We start from the raw sequence: 16,876 nt of genomic DNA, 5'->3' as shown, positions 1-16,876 counted from the left end.
TTAATCCTTGGTCACGCGGTTGACTTCCTCCAGGCTGGTGATTCCCTGCATGGCTTTCAGCAGGCCTGAGGTGCGCAGATCGTTGAAGCCTTCTTTGCGGGCTTGCTCGGCGATCTCGATGGAGTTGCCTTCTTCCATGATAATCCGCTGCAGGGCGGGGGTGTTTTTAACCACTTCATAAATACCGACGCGACCTTTGTAACCGCCTTTGCAGTTTTCGCAGCCTACAGGCGAATACAGCTTGAAGGTGCCGATCAGCTCTTCGGGGAAACCTTCGTGAAGCAGGGTTTCCTTCGGCACGTCGTGTTCTTTCTTGCAGTGCGAACAGAGTTTTCGCGCAAGGCGCTGGGCGATGATCAGGTTCACCGAGGTCGCCAGGTTGAACGCCGGCACGCCCATGTTCAGCAGGCGGGTCAGGGTCTCGGCGGCGCTGTTGGTGTGCAGGGTGGACATCACCATATGCCCGGTCTGCGCCGCCTTGATGGCGATCTCGGCAGTCTCCAGATCGCGGATCTCGCCGACCATGATCACGTCCGGGTCCTGGCGCAGGAAGGCGCGCAGCGCCTGGGAGAAGTCCATGCCCTGGCGCGGGTTGACGTTGACCTGGTTGATGCCTTCCAGGTTGATCTCCACCGGGTCTTCAGCGGTGGAGATGTTGATGTCGGTGGTATTGAGGATGTTCAGACCGGTGTACAGCGAAACCGTCTTGCCCGAGCCGGTGGGGCCGGTGACCAGGATCATGCCCTGTGGCTGCTTGAGCGCGGCCAGGTAGAGTTCCTTCTGGTCCTCTTCGTAGCCCAGTGCGTCGATGCCCATCTGCGCGCTGGAGGAGTCGAGGATCCGCATCACGATCTTCTCGCCCCACAGGGTCGGCAGGGTGTTGACGCGGAAGTCGATCGACTTGTTCTTCGATACGCGCATCTTGATCCGTCCGTCCTGCGGTTTGCGTCGTTCGGAGATATCCAGGCCGGCCATTACCTTGAGACGAGCAGAGATACGACTGGCCAACTGGATCGGCGGCTTGGCCACTTCGTGGAGCATGCCGTCGGTACGGAAGCGCACCCGATAGGTCTTTTCGTAGGGCTCGAAGTGCAGGTCGGAAGAGCCGCCGCGGATGGCGTCGAGCAGCATCTTGTTGACGAAGCGCACCACGGGGGCGTCTTCGGCATCGTCGCCGCCGTCGTCCTGGCTGGCGCTTTCCGCCTTGCCGACATCGACCCCGTCGAGATCGATATCGCCGAGGTCGCCGAGGGCGTCCATGGCGCCCTCGTAAAGCTTCTCGATGGCTACGCCGAGCTTGTCGTCCTCTACCAGCAGGGCTTCGGTGGTGAGGCCGGTGCTGAACTGGATATCGGTGACCGCCTGATGGTTGGTCGGGTCGGAGAGACCGATGAACAGTTTGTTGCCGCGTTTCCACAGCGGCAACACGCGGTGCTGGCGGACCAGGCGCTCGCTGATGACATCCTTCGGAATGCTTTCCCGATCCAGGCTGTTCAGGTCGCAATAGGCGATGCCGAACTGCTCGGCGGCCACCTCGACCAACGCCCGGCTCTGCACCAGCTTGGCCTGGACCAGGTGGCTGACCAGCGACTGCTTGTTGCGCGCGGCCTGCACCTGGGCCTGGCGGGCGGTCTTTTCGTCGAGGAGTTCGTTCAGGACCAGTTGCTTGGCAAGGCCGCTGAGAGGCGTGGAATCGTTCATTGGGGAACATCTGAAGAAGGCTTGGAGCGAGACTTATAACGCAGATGCCTGGGGCTGCCAAACCGACGATTCCGAGATGCCAAAAAGTGTCACATATTGCCGGCAGGGGAGAGCGGAACACTTTCGAAGTCCCCGCAAGAGTTGCGAAAGGAGGGCGTTTGAAAGGTTGGCATGCAACCTGCTTTGAAGGGGGAAGGCGTTTGGCCTATACATACCACATGGAGATATTCATGAAAGCTCAGAAGGGTTTTACTCTGATCGAACTGATGATCGTGGTCGCGATCATCGGCATCCTGGCCGCCATTGCCATCCCGCAATACCAGGACTACACCGCCCGTACCCAGGTGACCCGTGCCGTGAGTGAAATCAGCGCGCTGAAGACCGCTGCGGAGTCGGCGATTCTGGAAGGCAAGAAGCTCGTTTCCAACGATTCTCCCAAAAACGATGAGTATGATCTTGGCTTTACCCGTTCTACTCTGCTTACCGGTGACGGTAAGGGGCAGATCAAGATTGACAAAGCTGATACCGCAACTCCGGAGATTTCTGGTACCTTGGGCGGCTCTTCTGGTAAAGGTATTGCTGGCGCTGTCATCACTGTCAAGCGTGATGATAAAGGAGTATGGACCTGCGGCATCACTGGTTCGCCGACCAACTGGAAAGCCAACTACGCTCCGGCCAATTGCCCGAAATCCTAATAGGCTTTTCGGTCTGGTCTAGTGGTAAAAGAAAAAACCCCGCATTGCGGGGTTTTTTCATTATGGACTCGCGATGAATCGAACAAGAGTGATCTGGCAAGACGGGACTGCTTTGCCTTCTTTCGTAGGGCTTGCACTGCTATCCCTGATAGCGGCTATGCTGCTATCGACTGTAATTCATTATGGGGTTTCTCCGAACTGGCACGACCAGCAACGCATATTCCAGTTGCTGTTGCTGAGTGGCTCGTCACTGTTTTTTTTCTTGTATTTTCCTTCTTCGCTTATTAGGCGAAAGGTTTTTGCCGCTCTATTGTTGACTCTCGGGCTGGGTGTTTTTTCCTCCTTTCTTTCTGATAATTCTTCTTGGGCGCTCAAGGAGTGGTCGGTATTCTCCGGCCTGATGCTGTTCTCCTTCAATATTTCCGTCAGTCCCGAGTGGGTTCGCCGTGCCGCTATCTGGGGGCTGGTCGTGTTGGGAGGGTTCTTCTGCTACCAGTTCCTGCTTTCCTATCTCGCGGCCTTCGTCAGCGGACTCCGTGAGTTGAATCCCAGGGTTTTGCTCAGCGGCTTTTCCAACGTCCGGAGCATGGGGCAGTTCCAGGCCATGCTGCTGCCGCTGATGGCTGCGCTGGGGCTGTACCTGCGAGAGACCGGGCGGTTCAGGCTGTCCTGGCTTGTCATGCTGCTGCTGGCCATCCAGTGGTGCATCTCCTTCGCCTTGGCTGGGCGTGGGCTCTGGTTGGGTTTCGCCGTCGCGCATCTCGCGCTTTGCTGGATTGGTCCCGTGGGGCGCCGCTTTTTGATCGTCCAGTTGTCCGCGGCATTCGTCGGGTTGGCGCTCTATTTCCTGTTAATGGTTGCCTTGCCGACCTGGCTAGGTATCGACATGACCCTCATGTCCGGTATGCGCAGTGGTCTGTCTCTGCGCGACGTGTTGTGGCGAGATGCCTGGGGCATGTTCGTAGCCCATCCTTTGCTTGGGGTCGGGCCCATGCATTTCTCGGCGGTGCCGAACAGCGTCGGTGCCCACCCGCACCAGATGCTGCTGCAATGGTTCGCCGAATGGGGCGGGGTCGCTGGCCTTCTGGTGGTTGGGCTGATGATCCTTGGTCTGCTTCGCGGCGCGCGTTACCTGCGTGAACAGGGCGATCCGATGGACGCCGGACTGTGGCTGGCCCTTGTTTCGGTCCTGGTCTTGGCCCAGGTGGACGGCGTGTTCGTCATGCCCTTCACCCAGACCGTATTGGCCTTGCTGGTAGGCATCGCCATGGCGCGCTGGTCGAAGCCGGTCGCGCCGTCCCCCGCACAGCGCTGGCTCTGTCGGGGCCTGGCTGTCGTTGTCATTGTCGTGCTGGGGCGCGTGCTGTTGCTCGAGGTGCCGGGGCTGACCGCGGCCGAGGAGCGCTACCTGGAAATCCACGGCGGCGGCGAGGCACCACGTTTCTGGATTCAGGGCTGGATTCCCATGTAAGGGGGAATATCGGTTGAAATCCGGCTGTGCCGAGTGATACCTTCCCCGCGCCGCCGGATTAGCTCAGTCGGTAGAGCAGCTCATTCGTAATGAGAAGGTCGGGGGTTCGATTCCTCTATCCGGCACCAGTCGCAATAAAAAGCCCCGCTTCGGCGGGGCTTTTTATTGCCTGCGATTCGTTCAGAGGGTGAGGCGCATGGACAGGTCGACGGCCCTGACGTCCTTGGTCAGGGTGCCGATGGAGATGTAGTCGACGCCGGTCTCGGCGATGTTGCGCAGGGTGCTCTCGTTGATTCCGCCGGAAGCTTCCAGCTTGGCACGGCCGGCAGTGAGGGCGACGGCGGTGCGCATGTCGTCCAGGCTGAGTTCGTCGAGCATGACGATATCGGCACCGGCCTCCAGCGCCTGGCGCAGTTCATCGAGGTTCTCCACTTCCACTTCCACCGGCTTGCCGGGTGCTATGCGCCGGGCCTCGGCGATTGCCCGGTCGATACCGCCGCAGGCGGCGATGTGGTTTTCCTTGATCAGGAAGGCATCGTAGAGGCCGATGCGATGGTTGTGGCAACCGCCGCAGGTGACCGCGTACTTCTGCGCCAGGCGCAGGCCGGGCAGGGTCTTGCGCGTGTCGAGGAGCTTCACCGCGGTGCCGGCGACCAGGTCGGCGTAGTGCTGGCTGCGGGTGGCGGTACCGGAAAGCAGCTGGAGGAAGTTCAGCGCGCTGCGCTCGCCGGTGAGCAGCGCGCGGGCCGGACCTTTTAGCTGGAACAGCATCTGGTTCGGCTCGACTCGCTGGCCGTCCTCCACCTGCCAGGTCACCAGCACTCGCGGATCGACCTGGCGGAAGACCTCGTCGACCCAGGCGCGGCCCGCGATCGTCGCGTGCTCGCGGGTAATCACCCGGGCCTCGGCCTCGCGCTGTGGATCGATCAACTGAGCGGTAAGGTCGCCGCCGCCGACGTCTTCCGCCAGGGCGGTGCGGACGTTGGCCTGGATTTCGCCTTGGAGGTCGGCAAGGGTGAGGTTAGGCATGGCGGGCTCCTGTACGAGATCGGGCGATTATACGGAGCGCGGCGGACGGCGTCTGTGCCTGCCTGGGCGCCGGTCGGGACGGCCGCCATTCATCGGCCTTCGCTTGTGTGAAGAGAGTCATGTCTATAGGAAAACCCTCTATCTAGATTTGAAAGTATCTCTATAATGAATGTAGATACTTGTTTTTGACGCCTGGAAATTGACGTTACGGACGACGCCAATCGATCCTCTGTGCCCGATTTTTGCCATTCCATGCGCGGCCGCGAGGGTGGCAGGAGAGTCCCGATGCAGAACGATGCCAATGTGGTGCACCTGACCAGGGTCGCTTCCGAGCCGTCGCCGAACGCCGGAGCGGGGCGCCTGCCGGTCATCCTCGTGCAGGTGCGCGACAAGGCGGCGTTGCAGCTGAAACAGGCGTTGCAGGCGTTGTTCGACAACGCCGACGACACCCTCTTCGAAATGGCCGACCGAGCCACCAGCAACCTCGAACAGAACGCTTTCTTCGAAGCCATGCGCGACCTGCGCCTCAAGCGCAAGAGTATCGAGCGGGTCTACCTGCAGAAGGTCTTCGAGGAGTTCTCGGCGCTCAACCAGGTACAGTCCGGCAAATCCGTGCCGACCCTGGATACCGTGTCCTTCGACAGCCTCAGCCTGGTACAGAACGAGGAACTGGAGGAGTCCGTCGCGGTGGACGCGATGGTGGCGCGGGTGATGAGCCGCGATGCCACCGCGCTGGCCCACCTGAGCACCCGCCTGAACACCCTGGTCGGCCGGAAGGTCGACGAGAAGAGCAATCCCCTCGCTCCGCGTCCGCTGACCGCGGCTTTCCTCGATGCCTGCCAGGGGCTCGGCGTCGAGATCAAGGTCAAGCTGATCATTCTCAAGCTGTTCGAGAAGTACGTCCTGGCCCATTGCGACCAGTTGTACGCCGAGGCCAACCAGATCCTGGTTGCTGCGGGCGTGCTGCCGGAACTCAAATCCGCACTGCCGCGGCGTCAGCCCGCTGTCCGTCCCGAAGCGGTACGCGATGCCGGGACCCTGCAGGCACAGGCTGCGCTACTCGACGGCGGCCAGCAGGAAGTCTTCGGCGCGCTGCAGGAACTGCTGGCGCAGGTCCGCGACAATCCTTCCTTCTACCGTCGCGAAACGCCTGAGAATGCCGCGCCGATTTCCAGCAACGACCTGATGCGCCTGCTTTCCCACCTGCAACAGCACTTGCCGGGCCCTGGCGCCGCGGAGTTCGACGTCCGCGACGGGGTCGACCAACTGCTCCAGCGGGTCAGCCACAAGAGCGGCCGTTCTCGGGTGGTCGGCCAGGTGGACGATGACGTCATCAACCTGGTGTCGATGCTGTTCGAGTTCATTCTCGACGACCGCACCCTGCCTGATTCGCTGAAGGCCCTGATCGGTCGGATGCAGATCCCGATGCTCAAGGTGGCCCTGCTCGACAAGACCTTCTTCAGCCGCGGTAGCCATCCGGCGCGTCGCCTGCTCAACGAGATCGCATCCGCGTCGCTGGGCTGGGCCGAACACAATGATGCCCGGCGCGACAGCCTGTACCAGAAGATCGAACAGGTCGTGATGCGGCTGTTGAACGACTTCGTCGACGACCCGGCGATCTTCGCCGAGTTGCTGGAGGACTTCATTGCCTTCACCGGCGACGAGCGCCGCCGCAGCGAGCTCCTCGAGCAGCGCACCCGCGACGCCGAGGAAGGCCGCGCCAAGGCCGAACTGGCTCGGCAGGACGTGGAGCAGGTGCTGAACCAGCGACTGCTCGGCAAGGTCCTGCCGGAGGTGGTGGTGCGTCTGCTGCGGGATGCCTGGAGCAAGGTGATGCTGCTGATCTGCCTCAAGCATGGCAAGGCTTCGGCCGAGTGGCGGGAGGCCCTGGATACTATGGACGAGCTGATCTGGAGCGTCGGCCCGCATGACGATCCGCTGTCCCGCCAACAGTTGCTGGAGCGTGTACCTGGCCTGCTCAAGGCGCTGCGCGAGGGGTTGGCCAGCGCAGCCTTCGATCCGTTTTCCACCGGAGAATTCTTCAGCCAGCTGGAAACCCTGCATGTCCAGGGTCTGCAGCGCGACAAGCGCGACAAGCGCGGCGAGGCGGCGGTCGCGGACAGCCCCCTGCTCGACGAAGCGAGCCCGGGCACGGCCGCGGAAAAGCCCCGGGCGCCGGTCATGCTGCGGGTGGTCGAGGAAATCGTCCTGACCTCGCCGGACGCCGCCCCGGCGCCTGTCGAGAGCGAAGTGCGCCTGCCGGACAACGACGAGGCACTGCTGCGGGTCGATGCGCTGCGTGTCGGCAGTTGGGTGGAGATCCAGGAGGACGCCGAGCACAAGCTGCGCTGCAAGCTGGCGGCAGTGATCCGGCCCACCGGTCGCTACATCTTCGTCAATCGCACCGGGATGAAGGTCCTGGAAAAGACCCGCATGGGCCTGGCGGTGGAGTTTCGCCGGCAGGCGGTACGCCTGCTGGACGATGCCTTGCTGTTCGACCGGGCCCTGGAGTCGGTGATCGGCAACCTGCGGCGCCTCAAGGGCGCCTAGCCGCTTCTCGAGGACCCGGCGGATGCCGGGTCTTTTCTTTCTTGCGGGTAATACCTTTCCTCGACGCATGTCGAAGCGGCCGATCCAGAGCCCGCCTGATCGTCATTCCGGCGCCGCTGGATTAGAGTGGGGGCTCGTTCAGGAGCCCGTATGCATTTCGATTCCGTTACCGGCTGGGTCCGTGGCGTCCGCCACTGCCCTTCACCGAATTTCAACCTGCGTCCGCAAGGGGACGCGGTGTCGCTGCTGGTTATCCACAATATCAGCCTGCCGCCGGGACAGTTCGGCACCGGTAAGGTCCAGGCGTTCTTCCAGAATCGCTTGGACCCGAACGAACATCCCTATTTCGAGGAGATCCGCCACCTGACGGTTTCCGCGCATTTCCTCATCGAACGCGACGGCGCCATCACCCAGTTCGTCTCCTGTCACGACCGCGCCTGGCATGCCGGGGTTTCCTGCTTCGACGGTCGCGAGGCGTGCAACGACTTCTCCCTTGGCATCGAACTGGAGGGGACCGACACGGAACCGTACACGGACGCGCAGTACACTGCCCTGGCCGGGCTGACGCGGCTGTTGCGCGCGGCCTTCCCGGGGATCACCCCGGAACGCATCCAGGGCCACTGCGATATCGCCCCGGAGCGCAAGACCGATCCCGGCGAGGCTTTCGACTGGTCGCGCTACCGCGCCGGATTGACCGATTCCAAGGAGGAAACATGACGTTCCTGGTGTTGCTGCTGGCCCTTGCGCTGGAGAAGTTCTCCGGCTGGCGCCGGCGTATCCAGCGCGATGGCGCCTGGCTCGCCTGGCTGAGCCTGGTCGAGGATCTGCCCTCGGTGTCCCGCCGCTCCTGGCTGGGGCTGCTGCTCGCGGTAGTCCTGCCGTTGCTGCCGCTGGCCCTGCTGCTGACATTGCTGCAGCCGCTGGCCTATGGCTGGCTGAGTCTTCCGCTGCATCTTCTGGTGGTGGTCTACAGTCTCGGCCGCGGCGACGTCATGGCCGACCTCGGGCCGTTCCGCGACGCCTGGCGGCGCGAGGAGGCCCAGGCTGCCTTCCATGTCGCCGAACGCGATCTGGGGATCCTGGGCGGCAGCGAGAGCGACCTGATCGGCCGGGTGCACGGCCATCTGCTCTGGCAGGGCTACCAGAGCTTCTTCGCGGTGATCTTCTGGTATGCCTTGCTCGGCCCGGTGGCGGCCCTGGCCTATCGCCTGCTGGCACTGGCGCTGGAGCACGCCCGCCAGCCGGCGTTGCGCGAACAGGCGGCGCGCGTCCGGCATATCCTCGACTGGTTGCCGGTGCGTGCGCTGGTGCTGAGCTTCGCCCTGGTCGGCAACTTCCTCGCGGTTATCCGCGTGCTGCTGCACTGGCTGCTGGCCTGGGACATCTCGGCGGCCGCGCTGCTGGGCAAGGCCGGACGGGTCGCCAGCGATGTCGAAGCGGTCGAACTGGGTGCCGCCGGCGTCGCCAGCCTGGATGCGCTCTGGCAATTGCTGGTGCGCGCGGCCGTGCTCTGGTATGCCGTGTTCGCCTTCTGCGCGCTGTTCCTCTGAGCGTAGCGACGGGGAGTCCGCCTGCGATTCCCCATTAACCTTAAGTTACAGAACACCAGGCCGATATCGGGTACACAGGTGAACGTGTCCGCATGATTTCGAAAGGCCATTACCGAGCGGACTCCGTGCGTCAATGTCGCCACGCGGCGGCATCTCTCAGAACGATAAGAACAATCAGGAGACGTCTGGGTGAAGACCGTACTCTATCCCGCTATCGCGCTGATGAACCGGCTCAGCTTCGGCATGAAGTTCGGCCTGATCAGCGTGCTGTTCTTCCTGCCGCTGCTGATCACCAGCTTCTATCTGGTGCGCGATGCCTATCGCCAGTTCAGCGACACCCGGATCGAACTGCAGAGCTTGACGCTGCTGGGTAGCGGACTGCAGATCCGGCGTGGCCTGGAGTCCCTCAACGATCTGTTGCAGATCAATGCGGTCATCGGCCAGTCCGGCAAGGCCGGCGATCTGGAAGCGCGCATCGCGGACGTCCAGAAGGGGCTGCGCGGGCGGCTCGAGGCGCTGGCGCCGCTCAGCGAGGATGGTGCGGCGGTAGCCGAATTCGAGGCCCAGCGCGACCGGTTGCTCAACGGCTTGCAGGCCGTGGAGGCCGAAGGGTCCTTGCAGGGCAAGGGCGCACGGGCGGAGAAGCTGCTCGGTAGCGCACAGGTATTCATCAAGTTGCTTATCGCCCAGGCCGGGCTCAGCCAGGACAGCCAGCGCCAGGTGCGCCAGCTCAGCGAGCTGGTCGGTTCGATAACGCCGGAGGTGACGGCGGCCATCAGCAAGGGGCGCGCCATCGGCGCCTACTCCCTGGGCCAGGGTTTCCTCAATTCGTCCTCCAGCGCGCGGCTCGACGAACTGCTGCTGGAGTTCGAGAAACTGCATGGCGAGTACGGCCTGAAGCTGCAGGAGTCCCTGGCCGGCAGCCCACCGGCGCTCGAGGAGGCCGCCCAGGCCAGTCGCGAGACCCTGAAGAGCCTGGGGCAGTTGTTCGAGGACCGGGTGATCGTGGCCGAGACGCTGGATACCCCGTGGACGCAGTTCTACGATCAGGTCAGCGCGGCGATGGACAAGACCTACCAGCTCGACGACGCCGTTCTCGGCTATCTCGATACCCAGTTGCAAAAGCGCCTGCAACAGGTGCGCACGCAGATGCTGTTGCTAGTCGCCGCGCTGGCCGTGGTTTTTGCAGCGATCCTATACCTCTACGGCGGTTTCTACGTTTCCACCCGCGCCACCCTGAAGGATCTCGGGCGAATGATGGAGCGCGTCGCCGGCGGCGACATGACGGTCAGCTTCCAGGCCCGCAGCCGTGACGAACTGGGCGAGCTGGGACAATCGTTCAACGAATCGGTGGCGAAGATCCACGACCTGATCGAGCGGGTCAGCCAGACCGTCGGCGAGGTCGAGCGGCAGACCCTGCGCGTCGAGTCGGTGTCGGCCGAAAGCAACCAGGCGGTAGCCGGGCAACGCAGCCAGATCGAGCAGGTGGCCACGGCGATGAACCAGATGGCCGCTACCGCCCAGGAAGTGGCACGCAGCGCGGCGATGGCGGTGAGCAGCGCGAACAGCGTGAACCAGGAAACCCTCAGCGGGCGCAGCCTGGTCGAGTCGCAGGTGGGTAGCATCCAGCGCCTGGCCGGCGAGATCGACCAGTCGGTGGCGGCGATCAATCGCCTGGCCAGTGACAGCGCCTCGATCAGCCAGGTGCTGGATGTGATCAAGGGCATCGCCGAACAGACCAACCTGCTGGCGCTCAATGCGGCGATCGAGGCCGCTCGTGCCGGGGAGCAGGGGCGCGGTTTCGCGGTGGTGGCCGACGAGGTGCGCACGCTGGCCAAGCGCACCCAGCAATCCACCGCCGAGATCGAACAGATGATCCTGCGCCTGCAGGGCGGCGTCGATGCGGCGGTGAAGGCGATGGGCAGCAGCCACCATACCGCCGATGGCACGGTCAACGAGTCGGCGCAGGTGCAGCAGGCACTGGAGAATATCCTCGGCGCGGTGGGCATGATCGTCGACCAGAACCAGCAGATCGCCGCCGCCGCCGAGCAACAGACCGCCGTGGCCCACGATATCGACCAGAACATCGTCGAGATCAACCAGGCCGGCGAGCGCACCGCGGAAGGCGCCAGCCAGACCGAACGGGCCAGCCGCGAACTGGGCGCCCAGGTGACCCAGCTGAAACGCCTGATCGGCGCGTTCCGGGTGTAGGCGCAAGGCCTGCGCGGGACGTTTTTCGTCCATCCGATTGAACGCTGGGCGGACGGGGACATCCCACTGTCATGCACATGGGGTAAAGGCTGAGCAGGTCAATCCGGCGGTGCGACAGGCGGAGGCGAAATCGCGGCATTTTTTTATTGATCTCGCGTCCCCTTGGTCCTAAAGTTCGCGCCCGAACGTCCATGCTGGAAACGATCCATCCGGCTCAAGTACTGACGACGAGAGATCGCCTTGTGGCAAGGCGACGTCCGCTGCTCAAGCGGCCAGGTCGTCGCGCGGGACACGCGCGCGACCTACCAGGATGAACAGGCGGTGGCTGCCGGCAGGCAGGTGATACTCGGCGACATGCCTTGGGAAGTAGGCGAACCAAAGTGGGGAAACGGATTAGACGTTCAGCTTCACCCCTACGAATCCATGTGTTTTGCCATTGGGAGTCCCAACCATGTCCATCAAGGTCGAGGATTATTTCGCCCCTGAAACCTTCCAGCGCATGAAGGCCTTCGCCGACAAGCAGGAAACCCCCTTCGTGGTCATCGACAAGCAGACCATCGCCGATGCCTACGACCAACTGACCGACTGCTTCCCCTTCGCCAGGATCTACTACGCGGTGAAGGCCAATCCCGCTACCGAAATCACCGAGCTGCTGCGCGACAAGGGTTCGAACTTCGATATCGCCTCGATCTACGAACTGGACAAGGTGATGAAGACCGGCGTCGGTCCGGAGCGCATCAGCTACGGCAACACCATCAAGAAATCCAAGGACATCCGCTACTTCTACGAGAAGGGCGTGCGCCTGTTCGCCACCGACTCCGAAGCCGACCTGCGCAACATCGCCAAGGCCGCTCCCGGCGCCAAGGTCTACGTGCGTATCCTCACCGAGGGCTCGACTACCGCAGACTGGCCGTTGTCGCGCAAGTTCGGCTGCCAGACCGACATGGCCATGGACCTGCTGATCCTGGCCCGCCAGCTGGGCCTGGAGCCCTACGGCATTTCCTTCCACGTCGGTTCGCAGCAGCGCGACATCTCGGTGTGGGACGCGGCGATCGCCAAGGTCAAGGTGATCTTCGAGCGCCTGAAGGAAGAAGACGGCATCGTCCTGAAGATGATCAACATGGGCGGCGGCTTCCCGGCCAACTACATCACCAAGACCAACGACCTGGAAACCTATGCGGAGGAGATCATCCGCTTCCTCAAGGAGGACTTCGGCGACGACCTGCCGGAAATCATCCTCGAGCCGGGCCGTTCGCTGATCGCCAATGCCGGCATCCTGGTCAGCGAAGTGGTGCTGGTCGCCCGCAAGTCGCGGACCGCCGTGGAGCGCTGGGTCTATGCCGACGTCGGCAAGTTCTCCGGACTGATCGAAACCATGGACGAGTCGATCAAGTTCCCGATCTGGACCGAGAAGCAGGGCGAGATGGAAGAGGTAGTGATCGCCGGCCCGACCTGCGACAGCGCCGACATCATGTACGAGCACTACAAGTATGGCCTGCCGCTGAACCTGGCGAGCGGCGACCGCCTTTACTGGCTGTCTACCGGCGCCTACACCACCAGCTATAGTGCGGTGGAGTTCAACGGCTTCCCGCCGCTGAAGGCGTTCTACCTCTAGCGCAGTCGCCTCTGTTACGAAGAGCCCCGCCTCGGCGGGGCTTTTTCATGTCGCTCTGGAAGCCTCGCGGCGCTCGTGTCAGCCTTGTTCGACAACCCATGACAAGGACGCCGACATGACAGGCAATGGTGTTTCCCTGGTGACCCTCGGGGTCGCCGATCTGGCCCGCTCCTCTCTCTACTACCAGGCGCTGGGCTGGCAGCCCTCTTCGGACGGCAACGAGCAGGTGGTATTTCTCAAGGGCCGCAACCTGGTCCTCGGCCTCTACGGACGCAGCGCCCTCGCCGAGGATGCGCAGGTGGAAGATCGTCCGACCGGCTTCGCGGCTATCACCCTGGCCTGCAACTGCGCCTCGCGGGACGAGGTGGACCGTCTGTTCTCCGCAGCTATGGCGGCCGGCGGGCAGGCGACCAAGATGCCGCAGGAAGTGTTCTGGGGGGGCTACTCCGGATATGTCGCCGACCCGGATGGACACCTTTGGGAAATTGCCTACAACCCGTTCTGGCCGTTCGACGAGCAGGGCAACCTGGTCTTGCCCTGAGGGCGCTACGGATGGAAAAACGCCCCGCTCGGCGGGGCGCATTCCTTGGCGGCGGTCAGCCTTCGTCCGGCTGACGGGACGGTGCGCGCGGCGTCGTGGGCGCGGGTCGTCCGGCCTGGGCTACCTGCTGCCCGGCGTCGGCTTTGTCCAGCGGCAGCTTGTCGAAGTCGCGCAAGCCATTGTGGGCATAGGGGTTGCCGATCCAGCGGACTTCATGCTGGAAGTCGTTGCTCACCAGGCTCTTGGTCGGATCGAAGAGGTCATAGTTGAGGCCGGCGAGGTCGGACCAGGTATGGATCAGGTCTTCGCTGCTGTAGCGTCGGTCGACCAGGGCCTGCAGGTCGCGCGGATGGGTCTGCTGCCAGCTGGGCGAAGTCCAGACCAGGAAGGGCACGGTGTACATGCCGCGGGTCGGGTCGCCTTCGTTGCGGCCGAGACGGTCGTGCGGGGCTTCGTCGAAGACTTCCTCGCCATGGTCCGAGAGGTAGACCAGGAAGCCGTTCGGATCGCTGTTGGCGAAGCCCTTGATCAGGCTGGAGACCACGTAGTCGTTGTACAGCACGGCGTTGTCGTAGCTGTTGTAGACCTCCACCTGGTCGTCGCTGAGGGCCGCCGGGGCGCCCTGGCGGTCGACGAAGCGAGCGTAATCGGCGGGATAGCGGTACTTGTAGTTCATGTGGGTGCCGAGCAGATGGACCACGATGAATTTCTTCGGCGCCGGGTCGTCCAGCACCTTGGCGAAGGGCGCCAGCACCGCGCCGTCCAGCTGGCTGGCGTTCTGGCTGCGCTGGTTGTTCAGGTAGAACTGCGCATCGGTCTGCTGGGCGAAGGTCGTCAGCATGGTGTTGCGCTTGGTCATGGTCTGCTGGTTGGTGATCCAGAAGGTTTTGTAGCCGGCCTGCTTCATCAGGTTCATCAGCGACGGATCGGTGAGGAAGCGGTCGGGATGCTCCTGGTCAGCGAACGTCAGCACCTGCTGCAGCACCTCGATGGTGTATGGCCGCGACGCCACCACGTTGTTGAATACCGTGAGGTTCCGGTTCGCGGCCTTCAGTGCGTCCAACTGCGGGGTCGTTTCGCGTGGATAGCCGTAGAGGCTCATGTGCTTGCGCGACGTGGATTCGCCGATCACCAGGACCAGCGTGCGCGGCGTATCGCCATTGGCATCGACGAGGTTCTTCAGCGGCGGTAGGGCCGCGTTCTTTTGCAACAGCGCCTGCATGCTGCCCAGTTGCTGGCGGTATTGCTGGTAGCCGATCAGCAATTGCCAGGGCACCGCCGGTTCCATGCGCGCCTGGACCTTGTCCAGGGCTTCGTCGAAGGGCCGGCCCTGACTGACCAGTTGCTTGTAGAACGGATAACCGATGGTCGCGACGATCAGCAGCACCGCCACCGGCAGGGCGCTGAAGCGCGGCAGGTAGACCGGGCGCAGACGGCGCCAGAGGAGGATGGCGACCAGGCTGTAGAGCACCAGGCCGAGGGTCATCCAGGGGTTGAAGTACTGGCTGAAATATTCGCTGGCCTCGGCGGTGTTCGACTCGAACATCACGAAGATCACGCTTTGCGAAAATTCCTGGTGATAGATGCCGAAATAGCTCAGGCCGACCAGCGAGGCGGCCCACAGCACCAGCCCGATGACGGCGGCCAGCGGCTTGGTCCAGCGCGGGAACAGCAACACCGGCGCAAGCCAGATGGTGCTCAGCACCATGGCGTTGCGGAAACCGGAGAAACCGCTGTTGCCGGAGGTCAGCAGGAGCAGTTGGGTGATACCGGAGAAGAACCAGAAGAACAGGAACAGCCAGCCCAGGCCGGCCCAGTCGATGCGATTGCGCGTAACGCGTGGTGGGGTGGGGGACACGATAGCCTCGTTCGATGGATCGGAGGCGCGATCGTCGTTCGCCTCGATGAAACGGCGAGGGTAGGGAAAGGCTTGTCAAAAAAGTGTTATGTGGGCGTGAACAAAGGGTCGTGCGTTGTTCGTCAGGCGGGCAGTCGTGCGTGCCCGTGACGTTCGAGCGCCTGTTCCAGGGCCTCTCGATCGGTGTCGTCGCCCAACTGCGCCGCGCGTCGGTAGTAGGCCAGCGCCAGGCTGCGGAACGGTGGGTGGGCCGACTGCTCCAGGCCATGGCGGGCGCTGCGCAGGAAGTTCAGGTTGCCGCCTTCGAGGGCACGCCGGAGCCAGGTTTCGGCTTCGGCATGGCGGCCCGAGGCGCTGAGCATCGCGGCGTGGCTGAACTGGCCGCGAAAATCGCCCCCCTCGGCGGAGCGTCGATACCAGTGCGCAGCTTGCGCCAGGTCGCGAGCGACCACCAGGCCTTCTTCGTGGTAGCGCCCCACCAGGTTCATCGATTTCGCGTGGCCCTGCTCGGCCGCTTGCCGATACAGCGCATAGGCGCGCGGCTGGTCCTGGGGCACGCCGCGGCCGGTGGCGTGGAGATTGGCCAGGTTGTAGCGGGCCCAGTCAAGGCCGGCCTGGGCGGCGATCCGATAGTGGACCGCTGCCGCGGCTGGATCCGCCGGGCCGCCCCAGCCATGTTCAAGACAGCGAGCGAGCATATTGCGCGCCATTGCGTGGCCGCGTTCGGCGGCGATCGTGAACCAGGTCCGCGCCAGGGTCGGGTCGCGCTGGATGCCTTGGCCGTCCAGAAGGATCTGTCCGAGGAGGGCCTGGGCTTCCGTCAGGCCCTCGCGCGCAGCGCCAAGGATGGCCTGGGCAACCTCGCCCGGGGTACCGGCCAGTTGTGCGGCGAAACCTTCGGCGTCCAGCGCGTCGTGACGAAGCAGCAGGTGGCGCATGTTCAGAGTTCCGACCAGCGCCGCAGGAGATTGTGGTAGGTACCGGTGAGGCGGATCAGCGAGGGATGGTCGGGGACGTCGCGGGTGAGTCGCTGGATCGACTGGTCCATTTCGAATAGCAGGGTGCGCTGGCTGTCTTCGCGGACCAGGCTCTGGGTCCAGAAGAACGAGGCGTAGCGCGCGCCGCGGGTGACCGGATTGACCTTGTGCAGGCTGGTGCCGGGGTAGAGCACCAGATCGCCGGCGGGCAGCTTCACCTGTTGCAGGCCGTAGGTGTCCTGGATCACCAGTTCGCCGCCGTCATAGTCCTCCGGGTCGCTGAAGAAGAGGGTCGAGGACAGGTCGGTACGGACCCGCTCGCGGCCGCCATGGATGTCGCGCACGGCGTTGTCGATGTGGAAGTCGAACGAGCCCCCGCCGGTATAGCAGTTGAACATCGGCGGGAAGACCTTGAGCGGCAGGGCGGCGGACATGAACAGGGGATGGTTCCACAGGCGCTGCAGCATGGCTTCGCCGATCTCCCGGGCCAGCGGGTGGTCCTGCGGCAGTTGCAGGTTGTGCTTGGCCTTGGCCGATTGGTAGCCGGCGGTCGCCTTGCCGTCGGCCCATTCCGCCTGCTCCAGGGCTGCGCGGATCCGGGAGACTTCCTCGGCGGTGAAGATGGCGGGAATATGCAGCAACATGGCGCTGTCCATGAAGGCGAAATGATTGCCAATG

General features: G+C 63.4%; 13 protein-coding genes and 1 tRNA gene. 9 read left to right on the top strand and 5 right to left on the bottom strand.

Annotated features, from left to right (window positions below):
- Window positions 1–1,701: a type IV-A pilus assembly ATPase PilB gene (pilB, locus tag AC1RB9_RS23550; protein WP_003107297.1), complete on the bottom strand. Its 1,701-nt coding sequence runs from the start codon at window positions 1,699–1,701 to the stop codon at window positions 1–3.
- A 230-nt stretch (window positions 1,702–1,931) separates the two neighbouring features.
- On the opposite strand from pilB, the gene AC1RB9_RS23545 reads away from it, so the two are divergent.
- From AC1RB9_RS23545 to AC1RB9_RS23535, 3 genes are all read left to right on the top strand, one after another.
- Window positions 1,932–2,396, top strand: a complete 465-nt coding sequence (locus AC1RB9_RS23545; protein ID WP_003455732.1) for a pilin — start codon at window positions 1,932–1,934, stop codon at window positions 2,394–2,396.
- Window positions 2,397–2,553: 157 nt separating this feature from the next.
- A complete protein-coding gene (locus AC1RB9_RS23540) occupies window positions 2,554–3,867 on the top strand; it encodes an O-antigen ligase family protein (RefSeq protein ID WP_223818287.1) in 1,314 nt (437 codons plus the stop codon).
- Window positions 3,868–3,919: 52 nt separating this feature from the next.
- A tRNA-Thr gene (locus AC1RB9_RS23535) sits at window positions 3,920–3,995 on the top strand.
- Window positions 3,996–4,047: 52 nt separating this feature from the next.
- Here AC1RB9_RS23535 and nadC read toward each other — a convergent pair.
- Complete coding sequence (nadC, locus tag AC1RB9_RS23530) at window positions 4,048–4,896, bottom strand: carboxylating nicotinate-nucleotide diphosphorylase (RefSeq protein WP_003116246.1); 849 nt, start codon at window positions 4,894–4,896, stop codon at window positions 4,048–4,050.
- A gap of 285 nt (window positions 4,897–5,181) precedes the next feature.
- Between nadC and AC1RB9_RS23525 the strand changes: the two genes are divergently transcribed.
- From AC1RB9_RS23525 to AC1RB9_RS23500, 6 genes are all read left to right on the top strand, one after another.
- Window positions 5,182–7,446: a DUF1631 domain-containing protein gene (locus AC1RB9_RS23525; protein ID WP_003161759.1), complete on the top strand. Its 2,265-nt coding sequence runs from the start codon at window positions 5,182–5,184 to the stop codon at window positions 7,444–7,446.
- A 150-nt stretch (window positions 7,447–7,596) separates the two neighbouring features.
- Window positions 7,597–8,163 carry a 1,6-anhydro-N-acetylmuramyl-L-alanine amidase AmpD gene (gene ampD / locus AC1RB9_RS23520; protein WP_003112844.1) on the top strand — a complete coding sequence of 189 codons (567 nt, stop codon included), beginning with the start codon at window positions 7,597–7,599 and terminating at the stop codon, window positions 8,161–8,163.
- Window positions 8,160–8,996, top strand: a complete 837-nt coding sequence (ampE, locus tag AC1RB9_RS23515; RefSeq protein ID WP_003141346.1) for a regulatory signaling modulator protein AmpE — start codon at window positions 8,160–8,162, stop codon at window positions 8,994–8,996. Before ampD ends, ampE begins: the two co-directional genes overlap by 4 nt.
- A gap of 189 nt (window positions 8,997–9,185) precedes the next feature.
- Window positions 9,186–11,207, top strand: a complete 2,022-nt coding sequence (locus tag AC1RB9_RS23510; protein ID WP_003094624.1) for a methyl-accepting chemotaxis protein — start codon at window positions 9,186–9,188, stop codon at window positions 11,205–11,207.
- Between the two features lie 451 nt (window positions 11,208–11,658).
- Window positions 11,659–12,822 carry a type III PLP-dependent enzyme gene (locus tag AC1RB9_RS23505; RefSeq protein ID WP_003094617.1) on the top strand — a complete coding sequence of 388 codons (1,164 nt, stop codon included), beginning with the start codon at window positions 11,659–11,661 and terminating at the stop codon, window positions 12,820–12,822.
- A 115-nt stretch (window positions 12,823–12,937) separates the two neighbouring features.
- Window positions 12,938–13,363 carry a VOC family protein gene (locus AC1RB9_RS23500; RefSeq protein ID WP_003134881.1) on the top strand — a complete coding sequence of 142 codons (426 nt, stop codon included), beginning with the start codon at window positions 12,938–12,940 and terminating at the stop codon, window positions 13,361–13,363.
- A gap of 55 nt (window positions 13,364–13,418) precedes the next feature.
- On the opposite strand, the gene AC1RB9_RS23495 is transcribed toward AC1RB9_RS23500, so the two are convergent.
- The 3 genes from AC1RB9_RS23495 to AC1RB9_RS23485 form a co-directional block, all read right to left on the bottom strand.
- A complete protein-coding gene (locus AC1RB9_RS23495) occupies window positions 13,419–15,221 on the bottom strand; it encodes a phosphoethanolamine transferase CptA (protein ID WP_003455704.1) in 1,803 nt (600 codons plus the stop codon).
- A 122-nt stretch (window positions 15,222–15,343) separates the two neighbouring features.
- Window positions 15,344–16,159, bottom strand: coding sequence for a tetratricopeptide repeat protein (locus AC1RB9_RS23490; protein WP_003455701.1), 816 nt, complete (start codon window positions 16,157–16,159; stop codon window positions 15,344–15,346).
- Between the two features lie 2 nt (window positions 16,160–16,161).
- Entirely contained in the window at window positions 16,162–16,842 is a 681-nt protein-coding gene (locus AC1RB9_RS23485) for a Fe2+-dependent dioxygenase (RefSeq protein WP_003455698.1), read from the bottom strand.
- Between the last annotated feature and the right edge of the window lie 34 nt (window positions 16,843–16,876).

Source organism: Pseudomonas sp. 20-5, from assembly GCF_056782835.1.
The sequence above is the reverse complement of the archived record's forward strand: the minus strand, read 5'-3'. Positions and strand labels throughout refer to the sequence as shown.